Annotated in this window: 1 protein-coding gene; it reads right to left on the bottom strand. The window is 73.6% G+C overall.

Translation table 11 applies throughout. The features are described from left to right. Positions 1-20,919, bottom strand: coding sequence for an amino acid adenylation domain-containing protein (locus ACQP2Y_RS08015; RefSeq protein WP_433725961.1), 20,919 nt, complete (start codon positions 20,917-20,919; stop codon positions 1-3). Positions 20,920-20,936: the final 17 nt, after the last annotated feature.

The raw sequence follows: 20,936 nt of genomic DNA, 5'->3' as shown, positions 1-20,936 counted from the left end.
CTACCCCAGGCGCTCAGCCAGCAGCGGCCCGAGGCGTTCCAACGTCGCCGGATCGAGCACTTCCGAATGCGCAACCGCCAGCGAATGCACCTCCATACCGCCCACCAACGGACGCCACGACGGCGCAGCCGGGCCGGAGAACCCCTGCTCAGCCACAGTCGCCTCCACGAAGAACACCGTCCCCCCATAAGCCGGATACTCCGCCGAAGCCATCAGCCGATCCGCAGCCAGATAGCTCTCCAACACCGACGCGATCTCGCCATCCGTCAACGCAGCCACACTCCCCCCAGCCGCACGCACGAACCCCACCGCGTCAGCCAGTAACAGCCCAGGATCGCTGACGGCGTACCCCATCTCGGTGAGCAGGGCCGCGACCGTCGACGGCACCTGGACCGTCTCCCGGCGTGCGTCCAGCATGCCGACGAATTCCACCTCGCGGCCGCGCGCGCTCAGGGCGGCCGCCACGCACAACGCAAGCGCCCCACCGAACGACCAGCCCAGCAGCCGCACCGGCCCACTCGGCTGCCGTGCCGTGATCCGATCAGCGTGCGCCGCGGCCAGCTCGGTCAGCGACGACGGCAGCGTCCCGCCGGAGAGCAGCGGACTCTGCAACCCGATCAGCGGGATGTCCGCCGGCAGATACCGCTTCAGCCCGGCGAACTGCCAGCTCAACCCGCTCGCCGGAGCCAGGCAGAACAGCGGCGGCCGGTCACCGCCCGCGTGCAGCGTCAGCACCGGATCAAGGGCATCCCCGGCGGGTGCGTCGTCGGCCAGCAGCCGGGCCACACCCGCGACGGTCGGCGCGGTGAAGAGCCGGGCCACCGGTACGTCCACAGCCACCTCCCGGCGCAACGCGGTGGCGAGCCGCACCAGCAGCAGCGAGTGCGCCCCGAGCGCGAAGAAGTCGTCGTGGACGCCCACCTCGGGCACGCCGAGCATCTCCGCCACGATCCGGGCGACTGTTGCCTCGACCCGCGACCGTGGCGACGTACCGGCGGCGGTGACGGCGATGTCCGGCAGCGCGGCCCGGTCCACCTTGCCGTTCGGCGTCAGCGGCAACGCGTCCAGCACATGACACACAGCCGGAATCATGTAGCCCGGCAGCGCGTCGTCCCACAGCCCGTTCGGCACCGTGCGGCTGGCGGTCGTCAGATACGCCACCAGCCGGTCGTCGCGGGCCACCACGACGGCCCGGGTCACGTCCGGGTGCGCCAGCGCTACAGCCTCGATCTCGCCGAGCTCGATCCGGAAACCGCGGACCTTGACCTGGTGGTCGGTCCGGCCCAGATAAACGAGCCGGCCGCCGCGCAGCACGACCAGGTCGCCGGTGCGGTAGAGCCGTCCTCCGTCCGGTCCGGCGACGAAGCGGGACGCGGTCAGCGCCGGCCGCCCCAGATAGCCCCGGGTGACCTGGGCTCCGCCGAGGTAGAGCTCCCCCACCACGCCCGGCGGCACCGGCTGGAGCCGCTCGTCGAGCACGTGCACCGAGGTCCCGGGCAGCGGACGCCCGATGGTGCCGTCCCAGCTCGCGTCGATGTCATCGCGCGTGGCCCAGACGGTGACCTCGGTCGGCCCGTACAGGTTGACCACCGCCGCCGCCCGCGCGACCAGATCCGCCGCCAGCGACACCGGCAGAGCTTCACCGCCGACCAACGCCCGCACCTCGGACAGGTCCACATCGGACGACTCCAGCAGCGCCGCCCACAGTGACGGGGTTGCCTGCATCGTGGTGACGCGCTCCTCCCGCAGCAGCGCGGCCAGCAGCAGGGGGTCCCGGACCTGATCCGGCGAGGCCAGCACAACGGTCCCGCCGGCGAGCAGCGGACCCATCAGCTCCAGCACGGAGATGTCGAAGGACAGCGTCGTGACCGCAAGCAGGCGATCATCACCCCCCACCGGTACGGCGGCCAGGAACGTCGCCAGGTCCCGATGGGTGACAACAACGCCCTTGGGCCGCCCGGTCGAGCCGGAGGTGTAGATGACATACGCGGCGTGCTCCGGCCGGATCCGCACGGGCGGCGCTGCGGCGGGCACCGCCTCGGTCAGCCTGACGGTGGGCACGCCGTCGAAAACCGTGTCACCGATGACGGCGGCCGGCCGCGCGTCCTCGACCATGAAAGCGAGCCGGGCGGCCGGGAACGCCGGGTCGAGCGGCAGGTACGCGGCGCCGGCCTTGGCCACGCCGAGCACGGCGACGATCAGGTCAGCCGAGCGGGGCAGGTTGATCCCGACGATGCTTTCCGGACCGATCCCGCGCGCCACCAGCAACGCGGCGACGGCGTCGGACGCCCGGTCCAGCTCGGCATAGCTCCAGCTCACCCCGTCGGCAACAAGCGCCTTACCCTCATGCCGGGCAAGTGCGGCAAACCACGGCTCAGCGGCAGGACGAGCACCGGCCGCGGGGTTCAGGAGACGCAGTTCCTGCAAGTCGTCGTCGGTCAGCAGGTCGGCCTCGGCGACCAGTTGCGCCGGGTCCGCGGCGAAAGCGCCCAGCAGCCGCACCAACCGGTCCAGCAACCGCCGAGCGGTCTCCGCCCGGAACCGCCCAGCGTCGTACTCGCAGGTGACCTCGACCCCGTCCGCCCCGCCGTCGATGAACGTGACGTTCAGGTCCACCTTGGGATCGGCCGCCACCTCCGGGGCCGGCAGCACCGGCAGCCCCAGCACCGGCCCGGATTCCACCGGCCGGTGGAAGTAGCCGATCATCGCCTGGAACAGCGGATTGCGCCCCGCCACCCGCGGCGGGTTGACCAGCTCCACGACCTGCTGGAACGGCACCGCCGCGTGCTCGAACGCGGCCAGGTCGGCGGCGCGCACCCGGCGCAGCAGCTCGGCGAAGGTGGGCTCGCCGGACAGGTCGGCGCGCAGCACGACGGTGTTGACGAAGAAGCCGACCAGGTCGTCCAGGGCGGCGTCACCGCGGCCGGAGGTGGGGCTGCCGATCGGCACATCGGTGCCCGCGCCGTGCCGGGAGAGCAGCGCGGCCAGGGTGGCGTGCAGGGCCATGAAGAGGCTGGCCGACTCGGCGCGGGCGATCTCCCGCAACGGGTCGATCAGCTCGGCGGGCAGGGTGGCGCGGACCAGACCGGCCGTCCGGCGGGCAGGGTGGCGCGGCGCGTCGGCGGGCAGGGTGATCTCGTCCGGCAGCCCGTCCAGCGCGGACCGCCAGAAGTCCAGCTGCGCCGGATCGTCCACGAGGGACAGTGCGTAGTCGGCGTACTGCACCGGGAGCGGGGTGAAGGCCGGCGCCTCGCCTTCGAGGCGGGCGAGGTACGCCGTGCTCAGGTCGCGCAGCAGCGGGCCGTCGGACCACTCGTCCATCGCGATGTGGTGCAGCACCAGCGCCAGCACCGAGCTGTCGCCCTCCTCGTTGACCGCGGCCCGGATCGGCAGGTCGGTGGCCAGGTCGAAGGGCCGGGCGACCAGTTCGTCCACCGGCACCCCGACCAGCACCGGGACGGTGGCGGGCGGGTCGGTGATGTGCTGGGCCGAGCCGGAGATCAGGGTGCGCAGCACCTCGTGCCGGGCCACCACGTCGGCCAGGGCCAGCGACAGCGCCGCCACGTCGATCCGGCCGGCCAGGCGCAGCACCAGCGGATAGTTGTAGGCGCTGGAACCGGGGTCGATCTGGTCTAGCAGCCAGAGCCGCTGCTGCGCCGGGGACAGTGGCAGCACGTACGGCCGGGTCCGCGCAGCCAGGGCGGCCCGCGCCGGGCCGGCGGTGGCCCGGGCCAGGCGTTCCGGGGTACGGGCATCGAACAGCACCCGCAGCGACAGGTCCCCACCCAGCTCGGCGCGGATCCGGCCGAGCAGCCGCAGCGCGGTCAGCGAGTGCCCGCCCGCGTCGAAGAAGTCGTCCTCGACCCCGAACGACGGCAGGTCCAGCACCTCGGCGAAGAGTTCACACAGCCGGCGCTCCCGGTCGTCGGCGGGCGGCCTTGACTCGGTGGTGACCGGGATGGGTGCGGGCAGCGCGGCGGTGTCGAGTTTGCCGTTGACGGTCAGCGGCAGCACGTCCACGACGGCGTACAGGAACGGGACCATGTAGGACGGCAGGCGCTCGGCCAGGGCGGCCTTTACCTCGGCCGGGGTGGCCGGGCCGACCAGGTAGGCGTGCAGCGCCCCGTCGCGGGCCAGCACCGCGGACTGCCGGACGCCGGGCACCGCCGAGACGGCCGTCTCCACCTCGCCCAGTTCGATGCGGTAGCCGCGGATCTTCACCTGGTCGTCGGTGCGGCCGAGGAAGTCCAGGTTGCCGTCCGGGCGTTCGCGGACCAGGTCACCGGTGCGGTAGAGGCGGGTGCCGTCCGGCCCGGCGACGAAGCGGGACGCGGTCAGGCCCGGCTGGTTCAGGTAGCCGCGAGCCAGGCCGGCGCCGGCGATGTAGAGCTCGCCCGCGACGCCGGGCGGGACCGGCCGCAGCCAGGCGTCGAGGACGTGGCCGGTGGTGTTCCAGATCGGCTTCCCGACGGTGGCGGTGACGCTGTCGTCCGTACCCCCGCCCAGGGTGTTGATCGTGTATTCGGTCGGGCCGTAGAGGTTGTAGCCGGCCACGCCCCCGGTGTCACGCAGGACCGTCCAGAGCTTCTCGGAGACGGCCTCACCGCCGAGCAGCACCAGGCACGGCCGGTGGTCGCCGTCGAGCAGGCCCTCGTCCAGCAGGGCCTGCGCGTACGTCGGGGTCAGGTTGACCACGTCGACCCGGTGGGCCGCGCAGTAGGCGACCAGGGCCCGGCCGTCGCGGCGCAGTTCCTCGTCGGCGACGTGCACGTGGTGGCCCTCGACCAGCCAGAGCAGTTCCTCCCAGGACATGTCGAAGGAGAAGCTGACCGTGTGCGCGATGGTCAGCACCCGGCCGCCGGCCGCCGCCACCGTCGGCGCGAAGATCGCCTCGCGGTGGTTGAGCTGCATGTTCGTCAGCCCCCGGTACGGCGTCACGACCCCCTTGGGCCGCCCGGTGGACCCGGAGGTGTAGATGACGTACGCGGGCCGGTCCAGCCGTCCGGGCGTACCGGGGGCGAAGTCGGCCCGCCACGGCTCGCCGACCTCTTCGTACAGCCCGGCCAGCGACTCCAGCACGACCAGCGGCCGGGCGTCGTCGATCATGTCCTGGCGCCGCTCGGCCGGCAGGTCCAGATCCAGCGGCAGGTACGCGGCCCCGGCGCGCAGCACCGCGAACAGCGCCACCACCATCTCGATGCCACGCGGCAGGGCGAGCCCGACGATCGTCTCCGGTCCGGCCCCCAGCGACCGCAGTCCGCGGGCCACGGCACTGACCCGCCCGTCCAGCTCGGCATAGCTCAATGTCACGCCGTCGTGGGTCAGCGCGGCCCGGGCCGGGGTGTTCGCGGCCTGCTCGGCGAGCATCTCCGCGATGGTCACGTCGGGGATCTCCGCGCTGTGACCGAGCAGGGCCGGCGCCCCGGACAGCGGCACGGCGGCCACCGGCGCGTCGGCGTCCAGGGTGTGCAGCACCTCGGCGAACCGGTCGAGCAGGGACCGGGCGTCGGTCTCGGCGACCACGTCGGAGCGGTACTCCAGGCGTACCCGCAGCTGCCGTCCCGGGGTGACCACCCAGGTCAGCGGGTAGTGGGTGGCGTCCACCGCCTCGACCCCGACGATGCCGTGCTCGGTCTCCAGGTCGGTGAACGTGTCGTCGTCGAGGAAGTTCTGCAGCACGTACAGGCTGTCGAAGAGCGGGCCGCGCCCGGCCGCGCGCTGGATGTCGCCCAGGCCCAGGTATTCGTGCGGCATCAGGTCGATGCGCTCGGCCTGGACCCGGCGCAGCACGTCGCGGACCGGCTCGGCGGCGGCGAAGGTGACCCGCTGCGGCACAGTGTTGAGGAAGACGCCGACGACCTCCTCGATGCCGTCGAGTTCGGTGGGGCGCCCGGCGACCGTGGTGCCGAACGTGGCCTCCGTGCGGCCGGAGGCGTGCCCGAGCACGAGCCCCAGCGCGGTGCTCAGCACGGCGTTCAGGGTGACGCCCGCGGCCCGCGCCTGCTCGGTGAGCCGGGCGGTCTGCGCCTCGGTGAACTGCACGCCGAGGCTGGTGGCGAGCACCGGCTGCGTGCCGGCCGCCGCCGGGTAGAGGATCGTCGGCTCGCCCAGCCGCTCGGTCCAGGCCCGCTCGGACGCCTCGTTGTCCTGCCGGGCCAGCCAGGCCAGGTAGTCGGTGAAACCGGCGCGAGGCCCGGGGACCGGCCGGCCGGCGTACGCGCCGAAGAGGTCCCGCAGCACCAGTTCGCGGGACCAGCCGTCCCAGAGCAGCAGGTGGTAGGTGAACAGCAGCCGGTCCCGTCCGCCGGGCCGCCGCACGACGGTGAGCCGGGCCAACGGCGGCTTCGCGAGGTCGAAGGGGCGCGCCCGGTCCGCCGCCATGATCTCGTCCAGTCCGGCCTCGTCGGTGTCGACGACCTCGACGACGGCGGGCACTTCGGTGCCGAGGATGGCCACCGCATGGTCGCGGCCCTCGTCGGTGAAGCCCAGCCGGGTCGCCGGGTGTGCGGCGAGTACGGCCGCGAAGGCGCGTTCGAGCGCCGGCACGTCGAGCCGGTAGCCGACGTCGAAGGCGTTCTGCGCGATGTAGACGTCCGCGTCCCCGGCCAGCTTGGCCTGGAAGAAGAGCCCGTCCTGCAGCGGCGAGAGCGGCCACTGCTGCTCGGCTGGGGCCAGCGCCGCCGCCCAGCCGTCCGCGATGGCCCGGGTGGCGTCCAGCCCCAGCCCTTCGTCCGCATAGGTCAGCACCGCGTGCAGCTCCCGGCCGCGGATCCAGACGTTCACTTCCAACAGGTACGGCGTGACCCCGTCGAGCCGTACCTTGATGTCCTCGTCCGCGGGCGAGAAGTCCGTGGTGTCCTCGGTGAAGCGCCCCAGATAGTTGAAGAGCACCTGCGGAGTGCCGAGCCGGGCCAGCGCCGCCGCTGATCGCGGGTTGAGGTAGCGCAGCAGGCCGAAGCCCAGCCCGTCGTCCGTCGGCAGAGCGGGCAGGCGCACCGGGGAGACCGAGGTGAACCAGCCGACCGTGCGGGACAGGTCCGCGTCGCCGATTGGTTCCCGGCCGTGCCGTTCGAGGTCGACCACCAGGTCGGCCCCGGTGCCCCGCCACCCGTTGACCGCGGCGTGCAGGGCGGTGAGCAACGTCGCGGTGACGTCGCCGGTGAGTTGACCCACCGGGATGCGGATCTCATGGTCTCGGGTCGGCCCGCCGGCGAGCACACCCGGCACGAGTTCCCCGCCGGGAGCGAGAGCCGCCTGCCAGGCTGGGAACTCGGCCAGCCGGGACGCGCTGCCGGCCTCCTCGGTGAGGAGCCGGGCGAAGGTCCGCAGCGAGGTGCCGACCGGGTCGAGGGCACGGCCTTCGTAGGCCTGGCGGAGGTCCTCGGTGAGGATGTGCCACGAGACGCCGTCCACAACCAGGTGGTGGGCGACGAGCAGCAGGCGGCCCTGCCGGTCCGGCCCGGCGTCGAAGAAGACGGCTTCCAGCACGCGGCCGGCGTCCGGGTCGAGCCGGGCGACGGCGGCTTCGGCCTCCCGCTGGATGGCGTCGAGACCCTCCACAGTGGTCAGCGTGACCTGGCCGGTCGAGGTGATCTCCTGGGACCAGAACATCGGGGCGGGGCGGCTCAGGCGCAACCGCAGGGCGTCGTGGCGTTCGACCAGGGCGTCCAGCGCTTGCTGCAGGCGGGCCGCGGTCGCGCCGGGCGGGGTGCGCAGCAGATCGGACTGGTGCACGCGGCTGACATCGCCGCCCAACTCGGCCAGCCGGTGCACGATCGGCAGCAGCGCCACCTCTCCGACACCGTCACTCGGCGCGGCCGCCGGGGCGATCTTCACCTCGGCCAGCGCGGCAGGCGTGCGCTTGACGAACACATCGCGTGGGGAGATCCGTACGCCGCTGCGCTTGGCCCGGTTGACCAGCTGGATGGCGACGATGCTGTCGCCGCCCAGGGCGAAGAAGTCACCGTCGGCCGGCACCGGCACGCCGAGCACCTCGGCGAACAGCTGCCGCAGCGTGGTGACCGCGGGCGGCTCGTCCGCGGCGGTCGGCACTGCCCGGGTCTCGGCGGCCGGCGGCGGCAGGGCGTCGCGGTCGAGCTTGCCGTTGACGGTCAGCGGCAGCGCGTCCAGCGTCACGAACGCCGCCGGGACCATGTAGTCGGGCAGGGTCGTGGCGAGGTGCGCGCGGATCGCATCGACGTCGGGCCGGGTGCCGGCCCGGGCGACCAGATAGGCGACCAGCCGGCCGTCCCGCACGATCACGGTCGCGTCGGAGACACCGCCCAGCGCCAGCAACGCCGAGATGATCTCGCCCAGCTCGATGCGGTAGCCGCGGATCTTCACCTGGTGGTCGGAACGGCCCAGGTAGACGAGCTCGCCGTCCTCCCAGCAGGCCAGGTCACCGGAGCGGTAGAGCCGGCCCGGCCCGAACGGGTTGGCCACGAACCGGGACGCGGTCAGCGCCGGCCGGTCCAGGTAGCCGCGGGCGAGCTGGTCACCGGCCACGTACATCTCGCCGGTCACGCCCTCGGGCACCGGCTGCAGGTAGGCGTCCAGGACGTGCACGGTCAGGCCGGGCAGGGCGGTGCCGATGACGCTGGGCCGGCTCACGTCGTCCGGGTGCAGGGCGCGGAACGAGACGTGCACGGTGGTCTCGGTGATGCCGTACATGTTGATCAGTTGCGGGGTGGTGTTGCGGGCGTACCAGGCGGTGAGCCGGGACAGGTCCAGCGCCTCGCCGCCGAAGACGACGTAGCGCAGCGGCAGCCGGTCGGGCTCGGCCGCGTCCGCCTCGATCAACGGGTAGAACGCGGACGGTGTCTGGTTGAGGACGGTGACGCCCTCGTCGCGCAGCAAGGCCCGGAAGCGCTGCGGGTCACGGGCCACGTCGTGCGGGACAACGACCAGCCGGCCGCCGTACAGCAACGGTCCCCACAGCTCCCAGACGGAGAAGTCGAAGGCGTACGAGTGGAACATCGTCCACACGTCGTCCGGGCCGAAGCTGAAGTGCCGCTCGGCCGCGGCGAACAGGGCCAGCACGTCGCGGTGGGTCACCACGACACCCTTGGGTTTGCCGGTCGAGCCGGAGGTGTAGATGACGTACGCCGCGTTCGCGCTGCTCAGTGCCACCTGCGGGCGGGTGTCCGGGCGGCCCGGCGCGTCGACCGGCACACCGCCGTCGCCGATCAGGCAGACCGGTGCCGCGTCGCCGAGGATGTACTCCTGCCGGGCGGCCGGGGCGCCCAGGTCCACCGGCACGTAGCAGCCACCGGCCTTGATGACGGCGAGCAGCGCCACGATCAGGTCGGCGCCGCGGGGCAGGGCGACGGCGACCCGGGACTCCGGGCCGACTCCGCGGGCGATCAGCTCGTGGGCCAGCCGGTTCGAGCGGGCCTCCAGCTCGTCGTAGGTCAGGGTGCTGTCGCCGGCGGTCACCGCGACGGCGTCCGGGCGGTCCAGGCACAGGTCGAGGGTGGTGTCGCGGACCTCGAGGGTCTCGCCGCCGGTGGCCGCCGCGCCCAGGTCCAGGGTGGACACCGGCCGGTCGAGCCCGTCGGTGAACTGGTCCAGGATGCGGTGCACCAGACCGGCGAGCCGTTCGGCGGCCGCCGCCCCGATCGCGGCGTCGTACTTGATCTCCAGCGTCAGGTCGTCGCCGGGGAAGGCGACCAGTGACACCGGGTAGTGCGGTGAGTCCGTACCGGTGAAGCCGCGCACGCCGAGGCCCTCGGCGTCGCCGCCCTCGACGGCCGGGAAGTTCTCCACCACGACCATCGAGTCGAACAGCTCCCGCACCCCGGCGAGCCGGTTCAGCTCGGCCAGGCCGACCTGCTGCACGTCCAGCACGTCGGTCTGCTGCTCCTGGAGCCGGCGCAGCACGTCGCCCAGCGGCTCGTCCGGACGCCAGGCCATCGGCACCGGCACGGTGTTGATGAGCAGCCCGACGATGGTCTCCACGCCGCTGAGATCGCCGCCGCGGCCGGAAACCGTGGAGCCGAAGACCACGCGGTCGCGGCCGAGCAGCCGGCCGAGCAGCAGACCCCAGGCGCCGTGCACGAGCGTGCTGACCGTGACGCCGTTGGCCCGCGCGACCTCGGCCAGCTCGTTGCTGCGGGCGAAGACGGCGAAGGCGCTGTCGTGGTGCGACACCGTGGTGATGTCCGGGTGCAGGGCGGTCGGCTCCACGCCGGCCAGCGCGGTGGCCCAGGCGGCACGGGCGGCCTCGCGGTCGCGGGTGACGACGGACTCCACGTGGTCGCGGAAGGTCGCGGCCGGGGCCGGCAGCTCGCGCCCGTGGTACGCCGCCACCACGTCCGAGAACACCAGCGGGTACGACCAGCCGTCGGCCAGGATGTGGTGCATCGTCTCGATCAGCCGGTGCTCGGTGGCGCTGAGCGAGACCAGCGCGTACCGCAGCACCGGCGCCTGGGCCAGGTCGAACGGCTGGGCCAGCTCGGCCGCGGCGATCTCGGCGAGGCGCTCAGGGCTGTCCGCGACGTACTCGCGCCACGGCACCTGCACGTCGGCCGCGATGACCTGCACGACCCGCCCGTCACGCAGCTCGCGGAACGAGGCCCGCAGCGCGTCGTGGCGGCGGACGGCGGCCTCGACCGCGCGGCGCAGGCGGGCTGGGTCGACCTCGCCGGTCAGCTCGGCGATCTGCTGCACCGCGTACGTGTCCACCTCGGCGGTCACCCAGTGGAAGTACATGCCCTCCTGCAACGGCAGCAGCGGCAGCACGTCGGTGGCGTCGGCGAACGCGTCCACGTCGTCCTGGGTCAGCGTGACCAGCGGGAAGTCCGACGGCGTGTGCCCGGCGACGTCGGCGGCGGCCAGCTCGCGCAACGCGGCCATCCACTGCTCGCCCAGGGCGATGACCCGGTCCTCGCCGAGGATGCCGGCCGGCCAGGACAGCGTCGCGGTGAACACGTCGCCGGTGGCGTGCGCGTTGATCTCCAGCGGCATCGCCGGGTTGGCCGGGCCGACACCCTCGCGCAGCGGCGCGGCGGGACTCCAGTCGCCGCCGCCCTCGGCGCCGAAGCGGCCCAGGTAGTTGAAGAGGATCTGCGGCGCCGGGCCGAAGTCCTCGTCGTGCAGCCAGCGCAGGTGGCCGTACCCGATGCCGTCGGCCGGCACCGCCCGCAGCTGCTCCTTGATCGCGCGGGCCGCGGCGGCGACGTCGCCGTCCGGCCCGGGGTCCAGCCGCACCGGGTGGATGGCGGTGAACCAGCCGACCGTGCGGGACAGGTCGAGGTCGCCGGTACGGCCGTGGCCTTCCAGGCTGACCAGCACCGGCGCGTTCCGGCCACGCCAGCGGTTGACCGCGACGGCGAGGCCGGTGAGCAGCACGTCGTTGACGCCGCCGGACATGGCGGCCGGGACGGTCGACAGCAGCGGGACGGTCACGTCGGCGGGCAGGCTGACCGTGATCGAGCGGACTGTGGCGGCGGTGTCGACGGCCGGGTCCACGGGCCGGTCACCCAGGTCGGGGCCCGGGTCGGCCAGGGTCGCGCGCCAGAAGCCGGCCTGGTCGGAGTAGTCGGCCCCGGCGGCGGCGAAGGTGCGGAACGACGCGCCGACCTCGTCCAGCGCGACCGGGCGGCCGGCGCGGACATCGGCCCAGGCGCGGGCCAGGTCACCGGTGATGACCCGCCAGGAGACGCCGTCGATCACCAGGTGGTGGATCACCAGCGTCAGCTTGCGGCCGGTCCAGACCGCTTGCAGCATGATCCCGCGGGCGGGGTCCAGCCGCCGGATCGCCTCGTCCTCGTCGGGGGCGAAGAGGTCGGCGGCCCGCACGCCGGGCGGCGGCACGTGCAGGGTGCCGTCGAATGTGGCCCGGAGCAGGTCGTGCCGATCCAGCAGCGCCTGCAGGATGGTCTCCAGCTGCGCGCGGGTCAGCGCGGCCGGGGTGTGCCAGGCCATCGACTGGTAGAAGTGGCCCAGCGGGGTCGCCGACTTCACCGTCTCGGCCAGCATCGGGGTCAGCGCGATGTCTCCCAGACCGCTGTCGGTGCGGACCTCCACGGTCGCCGCGGGCAGCGCGGCAGCGAGCGCCTGCACGGTACGGCGGCGGAACACGTCCCGCGGCGTGACGTGCAGCCCGGCCTTGCGGGCCCGGCCGGCGACCGCGATCGAGGAGATGCTGTCCCCGCCGATGGCGAAGAAGTCGTCGTCGATGCCGACCTGCGGCAGGCCCAGCACGTCCGCGTAGATGCCGCAGAGCAGGCTCTCCCGCTCGTCGCGCGGGCCTCGGGCGGCCGACATGACCGGGGCGCCCGGGGGCAGCGCGGCGGTGTCGAGCTTGCCGTTGACGGTCAGCGGCAGGGCGGCCACGACGGCGTACAGGGCCGGGACCATGTAGGACGGCAGGCGTTCGGTGAGCGCGGCCCGGACCTCGGTCGGCTCGACCGGGCCGACCAGGTAGGCGACCAGCTTGCCGTCGCGGGCCAGCACGGCGGCCTGGCGGACGCCCGGCACGGCCGCGACCGCGCTCTCCACGTCACCCAGCTCGATCCGGTAACCGCGGATCTTCACCTGGTCGTCGCTGCGGCCGAGGAAGTCCAGGTTGCCGTCCGGGCGTTCGCGGACCAGGTCGCCGGTGCGGTAGAGGCGGGTGCCGTCCGGACCGGCGACGAAACGGGCGGCGGTCAGGCCGGGCGCGTGCAGGTAGCCCCGGGCCAGGCCGGCGCCGGCGATGTACAACTCGCCGACCACGCCGGGCGGGACAGGACGCAGCCAGTTGTCCAGCACGTGGCCGCGGGTGTTGAAGATGGGCTTGCCGACGGTGGGGGTGGTGCTGTCGGCCGTACCCGCGCCCAGGGTGTTGATCGTGTATTCGGTGGGGCCGTACAGGTTGTAGCCGGTCGGGCCGTCCGGGTCGCTGAGCCGGGACCAGACCGCCTCGGTGACGGCCTCGCCGCCCAGCAGCACCAGCCACATCCGGTGCCCGTCGAGCAGGCCCTCGGCGAAGAGGTGGTGGGCGTACGTCGGGGTCACGTTGATGACGTCGATCCCACGCGCGTGGCAGTACGCCACCAGCGCCGTCGCGTCCCGCCGCAGCTCCTCGTCGCAGACGTGCACCTCGTGCCCCTCGACCAGCCAGAGCAGCTCCTCCCAGGACATGTCGAAGGAGAAGCTGACCGTGTGCGCGATCCGCAGGCGCTCGACGCCGGCCGCCCGGGCCCGCGCCACGGTCGGGTCGAAGATCTCGGCCCGGTGGTTGAGCTGCATGTTCGTCAGCCCCCGGTACGGCGTGACGACACCCTTGGGCTTGCCGGTGGAGCCGGAGGTGTAGATGACGTACGCCGGCCGGTCGAGCCGGACCCCGGTGAAGCCGGGGTGGGTCACCGGCCCCTCGTCTCGGGCCAGGCCGTCCAGCGAGGTCAGCACCAGCAGCGGCCGGGCGTCGTCGATCATCTGCTGGCGCCGCTCGGCCGGCAGGTCCAGATCCAGCGGCAGGTACGCCGCCCCGGCCCGCAGCACGGCGAACAGCGCGACGACCATGTCCACGCCGCGCGGCAGGGCCAGCGCGACGATCTGCTCCGGTCCGGCACCCCGGGCGACCAGGCCACGGGCGACGGCGTCGATCCGGGCGTCCAGCTCGGCGTACGTGAGCTGCTGCTCGCCCGCGACCAGCGCGACCGCCGCGGGGGTCCGCCGGGCCTGAGCCGCCAGCATCTCGGCGATGGTCTCGTCGGGGATCTCGGCGGTCCGGCCGGCCGGATACTGCGCCGCGCTCAGCGGGACCGCACCGGCGGCCACGTCGAGCCCGTCGGCCAGCGTCCTGAGCACGGTGACCACCGAGTCCACCATGGACCGGGCGGTGGCTTCGGTGATGACGTCCGGGCGGTACTCGAGCTTGATCCGCAGGTTCGCGCCCGGGGTGAGCACCCAGGTCAGCGGGTAGTGGGTGGTGTCGGTGTACTCGACGTCGACGATGCCCTGGGCGGCCTCCAGGTCGGCGAAGGTGTCGTCGGCCAGGAAGTTCTGCAGCACGTACAGGGTGTCGAAAAGCTGGTCGTGGCCGGCCGCGCGCTGGATGTCGCCGAGGCCGAGGTACTCGTGCGGGGCCAGGTCGAGCCGGTCCTGCTGGGCCCGGCGGGCCAGCTCGACGACCGGCGTGCCACCGGTGGCGGTGACCCGGGCGGGCACGGTGTTGAGAAACAGCCCGATGACGTTCTCGATGCCGGGCAGGTCGGTCGGGCGCCCGGCGACGGTGGTGCCGAAGGTGACGTCGCCGCGGCCGGTGCGGTGGCCCAGCACCAGGCCCAGAGCGGCGGTGAGCACCGAGTTCAGGGTGACGCCGGCCCGGCGGGCCTGCTCGTTGAGCCGGGTGGTGACGCCGGTGGGCAGTGCGGCTAGGACGCGGTCGGAGAGCACCGGTTCGCGCCCGACGGCCTCCGGCACGACGATGGTCGGCTCCCCGAGTGCCGACTTCCAGGCGGCGGCCGAGGCCGTGGTGTCCTGCGCGGCGATCCAGGCCAGGTAGTCGGTGAAGCCGGGGCCGTCGAGCGGCAGGGCCCCGCGGGTGCCGCGCGAGTCGTACAGGGCGAACAGCTCGCGCAGCACCAGCTCGCGCGACCAGCCGTCCCAGAGCAGGAAGTGGCAGGTCAGCAGCAGCCGGTCGGTGCCGTCGGGCCGGCGTACGACGGTGAGCCGGACCAGCGGCGGCGCGGTCAGGTCGAACGGGCGCTCACGGTCCTCGGCGGCGATCAGCTCCGGGTCGCCGTCGAGCACCGTGACGACGGCAGGCACGCTCGGGCTGACGGTCTGCAGCGGGCGCGGGTCACCGGTGAAGCTGACCCGCAGCGTCGGGTGCCGGTCGAGCAGCGCGGCGAAGGCCAGCTCCAGGGCCGGCACGTCGATGCGTCGGTCCAGGTCGAACACGTTCTGGGCGATGTAGGTGCTGGCGCCGTCGGAGAACGTGGCCTGGTAGTAGACGCCCTGCTGCAGCGGCGAGAGCTCCCAGACCTCGGCGGCCGGCGCGCTGTCCGGCTCGGTGGCCGGCTCCTCGCCGGTGGCGGCGATCGCGGCGGCGGTCCGGGTGCGGAAGATGTCCTGGGTGGTGAGCACGATCCCGTCCCGGGCGAGCAGATTGACCAGGCGGATGGCCGAGATGCTGTCCCCGCCGGCGGCGAAGAAGTCGTCGTGCACGCCGACGGAGCCGACGCCGAGCACGCTCGCCAGGCGCTCGCAGACCAGGGCCTCGCGCGGCGTGCGCGGCGGGGCAGCCACGGTGGCGGCCGGGTCGGGCAGCGCGCGCCTGTCCCGCTTGCCGTTGGGCAGCAGCGGTACGGCGTCCAGCACGGTCACCGTCGCCGGTACGAGATACGCCGGCAGCTCCTCCCGCAGAGTGGCGAGCAGTCCCTGCGGGTCGAGGTCCTCGCCGACCACATAGGCATGCAGGCTCTTCCGGTTGCGCGCCACCGCTACCGCCTCGCGGACCCCCAGGCGGCGCAGCAGTGCCGCCTCCACCTCGGCCAGTTCCACCCGGTGCCCGTTGACCTTGACCTGGTCGTCGTTGCGCCCCAGGAACTCCACCGAGTCGCCGAGCCAGCGGCCCAGGTCGCCGGTGCGGTAGAGCCGCTGGCCGGGCGTGAACGGGTCGGCCACGAACCGGGCTGCCGTCGCGCCGCCCTGGCCCCGGTAGCCACGGGCCAGTTGGACACCGCCGACGTACAGCTCGCCGACCGCACCCGGGGCGACCGGTTCGAGGGCGGCGTCGAGCAGGTGGATCCGTACCCCGGGCACGGGCCGGCCCAGGGTGACCGGCTCCCCCGAGATGACCACCCCGGCCAGCACGTCGCCGGTGTTCTCCGAGGCGCCGTAGGAGTTGACGACGGTGGCGCCGGGCGAGGCCGCCACCAGCGCGGCGACGGTGTCCGCGTCCAGGGCCTCACCACTGGTGATCCACCGGCGCAGCCCGCGGACCTGGTCCGGGGCGGTCTCGGCCAGCGCGGCGGCCAGGCTCGGCACGGCGAGCAGCTGGGTCGCGCCGGACTCGGCGACGAGCCGGGCCAGGGCCGTGCCGTCGGCCGCCGCGGTCTCGTCCGCGACGACGACGGTGGCCCCGGCGACCAGCCCGCCGAGCAGTTCGGTGGTGCCGTCGATGAAGCTCATCGAGCTCTTGGCCACCCGCACCTCGCCGTCCCAGGCGTCGCGGGCCCAGGCCAGCCGGTTGGCCAGGCCGGCGTGGGTGCCGACGACAGCCTTGGGCCGACCGGTGGAGCCGGAGGTGTAGACCACGGACGCGGCGTCATTCCCGTCCAGCGGCACCGCCGGTGCGGCACCCCGGGCGGTCCGGACCCGGACAGTCGGCAGCTCGTGCGGGGGCAGCGTCCGCGCGCTCGGGTCGTCGACCAGCACGCAGACGGGTGCCGCGTCCTCGAGCATGAACTCGATGCGGGCGGCCGGATAGCCGGGGTCCACCGGCAGGTACGCGGCCCCGGCGCGCAGCACGCCGAGCAGCGCGACCGGCAACTCGGCAGTACGCCGGGTGGCGACCGCGACGACGTCACCGCGGCGCACCCCGGCCGCGTGCAGTGCACCGGCCACCTCGCCCGCCCGCGACCACAGCTCGGCGTAGGTGAGCTCCACCGCGCCTGTCCGCACGGCGGTCCGGGTGGGATCGACGGCCGCGATCATGTCCGGCACGGTTGCCGTGACCAGCGCGGGAGCACCCGTTCCGAGAGCCAGCGCGGCGGCCCGCTGCTCCGCCGACAGCAGGTCGAGGGCGGCGACCGGGCGGTTGGCGTCGGCGGCGATCGCGGTCAGCACGCGGACGTACTGCTCCAGCAGCAGCTCGGCGATCTCCGGGGCGAGCCGGTGGGTCAGATCGACGGCGATGGTGTCGCCCGGCTTCACCATCAGCGTCACCGGGTAGTGCGGCGCCTCGATCACGCGCATCCCGGCGATCCGCAGGTCACCGCCGTCGGGTGCGGTGGCGGCCGGGTAGTTCTCGACCACGACCAGGGTGTCGAACAGCTCGGGCAGGCCCAGGCGGCGCTGGACGTCGGCCAGCGCGGTCTGCTCGTGCTCGACCACCTCACGCTGGGCCGCCGCGAAGCCACGCAGCACGTCGGCCAGGCTGTCGGCGCCGGTCCAGCGGACCCGGGCGGGCACGGTGTTGATGAGCAGGCCGGCAATCGCGTCGATGCCGGGCAGTTCGGCGCCGCGGCCGGACACCGTCGAGCCGAACACCACATCGGTGCGGCCGGTCACCCGGCCGACGAGCACACCCCAGGCGGCGGCGAGGACGTTGCTGACGGTGATCCCGTACGCGCGGGCGACCGCCTGCACACCGGCACCGTCGACGGTCGCCGAGAGGCGGGCGGCGGGGGCGTCGGCGCCGGGTGCGAGCAGGGTCGGCTCGTCCACGCCGTCGAGCAGGCGCGCGAAAGCATCCGGGTCGCCGGTGCCGCGGTGGGCCAGGAAGTCGCGGTAGGCCGGGGCGGGCGGCAGGGGCTGGCCGGCGTAGAGGGCGAGCAGGTCGTTGAGGATCAGCGGGACGGACCAGCCGTCGGCGACGATGTGGTGCACGGTCTGCACCAGCACGTGCCGGTCGGCGGCCAGCCGGACCAGGGCGTAACGCATGCCGGGCGGGCGGGCCAGGTCGAAGGGCTGCGCGCGCTCGGCGGCGGCCACGGTGTCGACGTCATCGGTGACGACCAGGCGCCACGGCAGCTCGGGGCGGCGACCGACGACGGCCACCACTTCGCCGTCGCCGACCGGACGGAACGCGGCGCCCAGGTTCGGGTACCGGTCGAAGAGCTTCCCGGCGGCGCCGCGCAGCCGCTCCCCGTCCAGCGGCCCGTCGAGCTCGATGAGCTGCTGCACCACGTACGGGTCGGCGCCCGGCGAGTAGGTGGCGTGGAAGTAGAGCCCGGCCTGCAGCGGGGTCAGCGGCAGCACGTCGGTCACGTCCGCACCGAACGCGTCCACATCGGCCTGGCTCAGGCCCACCAGCGGGAAGTCCGACGGCGTGTGTCCGCTGATGCCGGGGTCAGTGGCGATCGCGGTGAGCAGCTCGACCCAGCGACCGGCGATCTCCTCGGCCCGTGCCCGGGTGAGCACGCCGCCGGCCCAGCTGAAGGTGGCGGAGAGCGCGGTGTCGACGGTGACGGCGTTGACCTCCAGCGCCCGCGGCAACGGCATGCGCGGGTCCCGCCGCTCGACCACTTCCTCATCCGCACCGAACCGGCCCAGGTAGTTGAAGAGCACCTGCGGCTGCACGGCGAGCTCCGGCCGGGGCGCCAGATACCGCAGAGCGCCGTAGGACAGGCCGTTCGCCGGCACCGCCCGCAGCTGCTCCTTGACCGCCTTCACCGCGGCCGGAAGGGAGAGCCCGGTGACGTCCAGCCGGACCGGGAAGAGCGTGGTGAACCAGCCGAAGGTGCGGGACAGGTCCAGGTCGACCGCGTCCTCCTCGCGGCCGTGTCCTTCCAGCTCCAGCAGCAGCGGCGCGTCCGGGGAGAGCGCCAGCGCCAGGGCGGCCACGAGCGCGTCGTTGACGCCGCCGTGGATGGCCGCGGGCACCGTGCTGAGCAGCCGCTCGGTGACGCCGGGGGCCAGCGTGACGGTCAGCGTCTCCTCGGTGGCCACGGTGTCCCGGGCCGGGTCCAGCGCCCGGCTGCCGAGCAGCGGCACCGGCTCGGCCGCAACCGCCGCCCAGTACGGCTCATCAGCGCTGAAGTCCGCCTCGGACAGTGCGGTCGCCCACTGCCGGTACGAAGTCGGCGCGGGCGCGATCGGCAGCCCGGTCCGCAGATCCTCGGCCAGCACGCGCAGCGAGACCCCGTCCACGACGACGTGGTGCACAGCCACGATCAGCTGCCGGGCCTGCTCGTGGAAGGAGAAGGCCACCATCCGGTCGGTGCTCAGGCGCGCGGCAGTCGCGTCCAGGTCCTCGCCGACCCGGACGACGTCACGGGCAGTGACCGACCCGACCGCGGCGACGGTGAGCACCGCGCCGTCGAGCGAGGCGCGCAGCACGTCGTGCGCGGCGAGCAGCCCGTCCACCAGCTCGTGCAGCTCCGGCTGCGTCAGGCCCTCCGGGGTGCGCAGCGTGACGGCCTGGAGGAAGCCGTCGGTCGCCGAACCCACCTCGTCCAGCCAGGCGACGATCGGCGTCGGCGGGACCGGCCCGGTCGGGTCCACCGCGGTGGTCTCGGGCTCGGCGGCGGAGGCGACGACCAGGGCGAGCGCGGCGGGCGTGGGGTTGGCGAACAGGTCCCGGGCGCGCAGCGTGAAGCCAACCCGGCGAGCCGCGCGGACAGCCCCGATGGCGACGATGCTGTCCCCGCCCAGCGCGAAGAAGTCGTCCTCGGCCCCTACGGTGTCCAGGCCGAGCACGGTGGCGAAAACCTCGCAGAGTGCGGCCTCGGTGGGCGTGCGCGGTGCCCGGGAGGCCGGTCCGGCCAGTACGGGTGCGGGCAGCGCGCGCCGGTCCACCTTGCCGTTGGGAGTCAGCGGGAACGCGTCCAGCAGCACGAACGCGGACGGGACCATGTACTCCGGGAGCCGGTCCGCGCACCAGCCGCGCAAATCGTCCGGGCTGCTGGCGCCGGCCGTCATGGGGTCGCTCGTAACGGCGTACCCGATCAGGTGCCGGTCGTGCACGACCACGACGGCCTGGCGCACCGCCGGGTGGGTCGCGACGACCGCCTCGACCTCCTCCAGCTCCAGCCGCATGCCGCGGATCTTGACCTGGTTGTCGGCCCGGCCGACGAACTCCAGGGTGCCGTCGGCGTGCCAGCGGGCCAGGTCGCCGGTGCGGTACATCCGCTCGCCGGCCGCGCCGAAGGGGTTGGCGACGAACCGGGCGCCGGTCAGCGCGGGTGCGTTGACATAGCCGCGACCCAGCAGGAAGCCGGCGGCGTAGAGCTCGCCGGTGACGCCTACGCCGACCGGGTTCAGCTCGTCGTCGAGCACGTAGAGCTGGGTGTGCGGGTTGGGCCGGCCGATCGAGGTGGCGATCCGCTCGGCCGAGTCGCGGTAGATCACGTGCGAGACGCCGATGGTCGCCTCGGCGGGCCCGTAACCGTGGTAGAGCGTGGTGCTGAGCTGGGCGCGGAACCGGTCGAACAGCTCCGGGGTGAGCACCTCGCCGCCGCACCAGACGTGCTTGAGGCCGTCCAGCAGGTGGGTGCCCCGAGCCAGCTGCAGCAGCACGTCCAGCATGGACGAGACCAGGTAGACGAAGGTCACACCCTCGGTGGCGATCAGGTCGAGCAGGTACTGCGGGTCCCGTTCGCCGCCGGGCTCGGCCACCACCACGTAGCCGCCGGAGACCAGCGGCAGCAGGATCTCGTTGACGCTGATGTCGAAGGACAGCGGTGCTTTGAACAGCGAGGCGTCGCCCGGGCCGAAGTGCAGCACGTGCTCGACCTGCCAGCGCAGCCGCTCGGCGATGGCCTCGTGCCGGATCATCGCGCCCTTCGGCGTGCCGGTCGAGCCCGAGGTGAAGATCACGTAGGCCAGCTGACCCGGCGCCACCGGGATCTCCGGGTCCTCGGCCACCCCCGGCGGCAGCTCGGTCAGCACGAGCCCGGCGCGGGCCTCGGCCAGCACCTGCTCGCGGCGCTGGGCGGGCCAGGCCGGGTCCACGGGCACGAACGCGCCGCCGGCGACCATGACGCCCAGGACGGCGATGACCATCTCGGCGGAGCGCGGCATCCCGATGCCGACCACATCCTCGGCCTGGACGCCCTGCTCGCGCAGGTGCCGCGCGACGGCATAGACCCGGCCGCTCAGCTCCCGGTAGGTGAGCCGGGTCTCCCCGGCCACCAGGGCCAGGGCATCGGGGGTACGCCGGGCCTGCGCGGCGAAGTCGGCGACCGCGGTCGAGGTGGTCGCCGGCCGCGTGTGGTTGTTCCACCGCGCGAGAAGCTCCTCGACACCCTGCAGCCCTGCCGTCATCTGATCTCGCCCTCCGA

Source organism: Actinoplanes sp. CA-051413 (genome assembly GCF_050955795.1).
Lineage (GTDB): Bacteria > Actinomycetota > Actinomycetes > Mycobacteriales > Micromonosporaceae > Actinoplanes.
The sequence above is the reverse complement of the archived record's forward strand: the minus strand, read 5'-3'. Positions and strand labels throughout refer to the sequence as shown.